Consider the following 5470-nt stretch of genomic DNA (forward strand, 5'->3'; position numbering starts at 1 on the left):
CGACCGGGAGATGCTCCCTCTCGTCCTCCTGATCCTTTTGGCGCTCTGCCCGTTACTCCTGATCGCCCTGGGACTTATTACGCTGGGCGTCTGGCTTGGGAACCAAAAGGACTAGGAGGACTAGGTGGGAGGAACTCCCCTAAGACATGCCGAAGAGTAGACTATGCTGACCGAGACACAGCGGGCCACGTTGGCCGCTTTTGCCGATGTGATTGTCCCGCCCGATGATGCGCCGGGCGGTGCTGAGGCGGGGGCCGTGGCGTTTGTCGAGGACTTGCTTGCCCGCGAGCTGGCTCCCCACGCTGCCGAGTACGCCGCGTTTTTAGACACGCTGGCGGCAAGCGGCTTAGACTTCTCCCCGGAGCAAACCGCCTCGCCAATCTTCAAGCTCGCCGCCGAGACCGTCCACGAAGCCTACTGGACCAGCGACATCGGCCAGCGTGCCGTGGGCTTTCTTGCCACCCACTAGCCCCCTCCAGCTTCGCGAAGCGCCACTCAGACGCTTCCTCCCAAGGGGCGGCAAAAAAATTATTGACACTCCTAGAAGCCTTTGGTATACTGCTCAGGTTGCGTGACGCAGGTGAGGCCGTCGTTACGCACGACAAGATCATTTACCGTAGACGCGGAGGAGACTGGAGTCGGAAGACAGACCACAAAGAGACGAACCCTCAAATAGTTCCTCAATGAAACCCTCCCCTGCCCTGCGTGTGACGATTACGTCGAATTCGCGGGGTTTTTTATTTGCCTCGCAGAAAGCATTCCCCTGCTGCCTCTAAGGCGTGCAGTGAAAGAAAATCAGGAGCTTAAAGGCCGTTTATGCCAACCATCAGTCAGCTAGTGCGCAAGGGACGAAAGCGCGTTATTAAGAAGAGCAAGTCGCCCGCCATGAAGGGAAACCCGCAGAAGCGCGGCGTTTGTGTCATCGTCCGTACGATGACCCCTAAGAAACCTAACTCTGCCCTTCGCAAGATCGCCCGTGTGCGTCTCAGCAACGGAATCGAAGTTACCGCCTACATCCCCGGTATCGGGCATAACCTGCAGGAGCACTCCGTCGTCATGATCCGCGGCGGTCGTGTCAAAGACCTACCTGGTGTACGCTACCATATTCTGCGCGGTACTCTGGATACACAGGGAACCAAGGACCGCAAGTCCAGCCGCAGCAAGTACGGCACCAAGCGGCCTAAACCAGGCGCAGCAGCGGCTCCGGCGAAAGGAAAGAAATAAATGCCACGTAAAGGCTCTATCCCCCCACGCCGTATCGCGCCGGATCCCATCTACAACCAGGTGATGGTTTCCCGCTTTATCAACCGACTCATGCTCGATGGCAAGAAGTCGGTGGCAGAGAAGATCTTCTACTCTGCACTCGAAAAAGTCGAGGCCCGCGCCGGTCGTCCCGGTATCGAGGTCTTCAACGACGCTCTACGCAACGTCATGCCCGTGGTCGAGGTCAAGCCTCGCCGTGTCGGTGGTGCCACCTACCAGGTGCCTATCGAGGTCAAGTCGCCGCGTAAAGAGGCCGTGGGCATCCGCTGGATGATCACGTTCGCTCGCCGCCGTAATGGCCGCAGCATGGTGGACAAGCTCTCTGCGGAGATCTTAGACGCTGCCAACAAGCAGGGCGGCGCGGTTCGTCGAAGTGAAGAAGGCTTTAAGATGGCCGAGGCCAACAAGGCATTCTCACACTATCGGTTCTAGGTGGCTTAACAAAGCCCTCGCCGCCTGGACCCGAAAAGGCCAGGCGGCGTTTCGCTGTCTGGTAGATTTCAGGGTCGAAGTAGGGCAGACATCGGAAGGAAACAGGAAAAATGGCAAGAGACTACTCTCTCGAAAATACGCGAAATATCGGCATTGCTGCACACATTGATGCAGGAAAGACCACGACCACAGAGCGCGTCCTGCTCTATACCGGAGTCAACTACAAGATCGGTGAAGTGCACGACGGCACCGCGACGATGGACTGGATGGAGCAAGAGCGCGAGCGAGGTATCACAATTACCTCCGCGGCGACCACTTGTTTCTGGGGTCTGGAGCCAAATCATGACGCGGTCAAGGCGGAGCAAGGCGGGCGCGAGAACACGCACCGCATCAATATTATTGATACCCCTGGTCACGTGGACTTTACCGTGGAAGTCGAGCGCTCCATGCGCGTGCTCGATGGTGCGATCTCGGTCTTCTGCGCCGTCGGTGGTGTACAACCCCAGTCTGAAACCGTCTGGCGTCAGGCCAACAAGTACAAGGTGCCTCGCGTTGCGTTTGTCAACAAGATGGACCGCGCCGGTGCTGACTTCTTAACCGTCGTTCGGCAGGTGAAAGAGCGCCTGGGTGCCAAGCCCGTGCCACTTCAGCTCCCAATCGGAGCCGAGGCGGAATTTAAGGGTATCGTCGATCTGATCACGATGAAGGCGTACAACTACTCCGATGACTTTGGCAAGAAGCCACTGGAAGTAGAGATCCCCGCTGACATGCGCGACCAGGTGGACGAGTACCGTGCGCTCTTAGTGGAAGAAGCCGCCAGCATTGACGAAGCCCTGATGGAGAAGTACCTGGAGGGCGAAGAGCTCACCATTGACGAGATCCGTATGGCGATTCGCAAGGGCACTCTCTCGATGGAGATCACGCCCATGATCTGTGGCTCCGCGTTCAAGAACAAGGGCGTCCAGTCCATGCTCGATGCCGTGATCTACTACCTGCCCTCCCCGGTAGACGTAGACGCGGTGCCTGGCACCAACCCGGACACCGGTGAGGAAGACGAGCGCAAGCCGGGCGACAACGAGCCCTTCTCCGCGCTGGCCTTCAAGCTCATGAACGACTCGCACGTGGGCAACTTAACGTTCTTCCGTGTGTACTCGGGCACCCTCACCAAGGGCAGCTATGTCTACAACGCCACCAAGGGGAAGAAAGAGCGCGTCAGCCGTATCCTTCAGATGCACGCCAACAAGCGTGAGGAGATTGATGTGGTCTACTCGGGCGATATTGCCGCCGCCGTGGGTCTTTCCGACACCACGACGGGCGATACGCTGGCCGATGAGAAGAAGCCGATCATCCTGGAGTCCATGAGCTTCCCCGAGCCCGTCATTGAGATGAGCATCGAGCCCAAGACCAAGGCCGACCAGGACAAGATGGGTGTCGCCCTCCAGCGACTCTCCGCCGAGGACCCGACCTTCCGCACGTTCACCGACCAGGAGACCGGCCAGACCATTATCCGTGGGATGGGCGAGCTTCACCTGGAAATTCTCGTGGACCGTATGCGGCGCGAGTTCAAGGTCGAGGCCAACCAGGGCACCCCGCAGGTGGCGTACCGTGAGACGATCACCGGCAGCGCAACCGAGCGCGGTTTGTTCAAGAAACAGACCGGTGGTAAGGGTAAGTTCGGCGACTGTACGCTGATTGTCGAGGCCAACGAGCAGGGTAAGGGCTTCGAGTTCGTCAATAAAGTGGTCGGCGGCTCGATTCCGCGTGAGTTCATCCCCGCTGTCCAGAAGGGCTGCGAGGCGACACTGCTGCACGGCGTTCTCGCAGGCTACCCGGTGGTGGATGTCAAGGCGACGGTTATTGATGGTTCCTACCACGACGTTGACTCGGACGAGATCTCGTTCCGTGAGGCGGGCCGTATGGCCATGCGTGCGGGTATGCAAAAAGCACATCCCGTCATTCTTGAGCCGATCATGTCGGTCGAAGTGGTCACTCCCGATCAGTTCCTCGGGGATGTGATTGGTGACCTAAACCGCCGCCGTGGCCTGATTGAGTCGCAGGAAACGCAGATGGGTGGAATCCGCGCTGTCAAGGCCAAGATTCCGCTCTCGGAGATGTTTGGCTACATCAGCGACCTTCGCTCGATGACCCAGGGCCGCGCCTCCTCGACCATGGAGCCTTCGCACTATGAGATCGTCCCCCGCAACGTCGGTGAGGACATCATGGCCAAGTCCGGTCGTAAAGGCAAGGGCGACGACGAGTAGGCTCGTCTCGTCTCACTCAAAAAGAGTCCCAGGAATTTTCCTGGGACTCTTTTTGTCCGAACCTTGCAAATATTCCAGGTATACGATATAGTCCAAACATCGGGGCCTCAGAGACATCGGGGCCTCAGAGACATCGGGGAGTACTAATTATGTTGAAATCGACTCTGTTTGTTTCGCTGTGCCTTTTTTTTGGCACTGCCCAGATTACGCATGCTCAATCTTCAGGGACAAATACCTTAACAGGAGGAATAGAAGGATGTTATTCATTCTCTAACTCGCCAGATGATGAATATGCTTCTTATTCATATGCTGGCTATACAAGACCTGACGGTAGCCCTGCTTATGGAGAGACTATTAACTATCCGAGAATGAAGTCAAAATGGTATGATATGTATGGAGCCATAATAGGAGGCGTACCAGAATTATATGTACCAACACCCGATATGGGAGCAGTAGCAGATGAGGGATCATCAGAACTATTCATGTGGGGTTTCATTACTGTACCCGGAAGCGGCAGTACATTTGATGATTTGTATGGCAATGGAACTCCTCAAGGTGGACGGACTCTTATCCGGCAATGGAAATTAATGGGATATGCCTTCAGTGATGAAGCTCAAAGTGTATCTATAAATGTATTAGATCCAAACCCTTCTGTTGTACAAGCTTAGAACATCAATCATGCACTTGCATGAAATCTTCATTGGATTTCATGCAAGTTTACAATTTCCCCCCACTAATAACTTCATGCAAAAATTTCTTTCTCATTCTCAAGGAAAAACATTATGACACAACAGAAAAATAAAAACACGAAAAATGTATTATATTCTGACAAACGACTAAATAAATCATTTCCAAAAAAGAAAATAAATGAAATATTACTAAAAAAATATTTAGAGCAACTATCAAAATTTTGCGAAGTTAAAATATTCCCGCATAAAGCTTTTGAAAATGAAAAAGTATTTGTCAGTATGAATGATGTTGCAGTTACAGACATAATGGATTGCATTTGCGGTCTATTTTATACAACATGGGAAAAACGAGGCAATGGATACATATTAATGCCTTACACTCCTGGCTTACAAAACCACATCCCTAAATCTATTCATCAAAAAAGATCTATGGAAATCCTAAATGAATTCCAAGAACTCTATACTAATGCTCCAAAATCTCTACAAAATAATTTATATTTTGATGAAAATCGTGGTACTAAAATGCTATTTGAAGATTTACCTAAGCCTCTACAGGATAAAATATCTCAATTCTCTGAAAATCATCTTCAAGTGTTGTCAGAAAATCGCAAACCCAGTAACGCGACAACTTCTCTTTTAGAGAACTTAAAAGGGTCTCATATAGGATTTCGAGTTACAAATCCAAATCAACGTATTTCCCAAATGGAATTGGGTATAAAAAAAGACAACGCTTTTATCAGTGTCTCAATACCTAACGTCATTGGAGAGATCAAAAATCAAAAATCACGAAAAAATGACTCTAGTTCTTATTCTTGTGATTCAGGA

Annotated in this window: 6 protein-coding genes; all 6 read left to right on the forward strand. The window is 52.5% G+C overall.

Annotation, left to right across the window (positions count from 1 at the left end; all coding sequences use genetic code 11):
* Positions 1 to 163: 163 nt before the first annotated feature.
* Positions 164 to 469, forward strand: coding sequence for a gluconate 2-dehydrogenase subunit 3 family protein (locus tag RMO15_RS07740; RefSeq protein ID WP_309710124.1), 306 nt, complete (start codon positions 164 to 166; stop codon positions 467 to 469).
* A 347-nt stretch (positions 470 to 816) separates the two neighbouring features.
* Positions 817 to 1224 (forward strand): 30S ribosomal protein S12, encoded by a 408-nt coding sequence (gene rpsL, locus RMO15_RS07745; RefSeq protein ID WP_309710127.1) that lies wholly within the window; start codon positions 817 to 819, stop codon positions 1222 to 1224.
* A complete protein-coding gene (gene rpsG / locus RMO15_RS07750; protein WP_309710130.1) occupies positions 1225 to 1695 on the forward strand; it encodes a 30S ribosomal protein S7 in 471 nt (156 codons plus the stop codon).
* A gap of 110 nt (positions 1696 to 1805) precedes the next feature.
* Positions 1806 to 3956, forward strand: coding sequence for an elongation factor G (gene fusA / locus RMO15_RS07755; protein WP_309710133.1), 2151 nt, complete (start codon positions 1806 to 1808; stop codon positions 3954 to 3956).
* 149 nt (positions 3957 to 4105) lie between these two features.
* Positions 4106 to 4624, forward strand: a complete 519-nt coding sequence (locus RMO15_RS07760; RefSeq protein ID WP_309710136.1) for a hypothetical protein — start codon at positions 4106 to 4108, stop codon at positions 4622 to 4624.
* Between the two features lie 114 nt (positions 4625 to 4738).
* A partial coding sequence (locus RMO15_RS07765; protein ID WP_309710138.1) for a hypothetical protein occupies positions 4739 to 5470 on the forward strand: 732 nt, incomplete at its 3' end.

Origin of the sequence: Armatimonas sp., from assembly GCF_031410135.1 — a bacterium.
Lineage (GTDB): Bacteria > Armatimonadota > Armatimonadia > Armatimonadales > Armatimonadaceae > Armatimonas.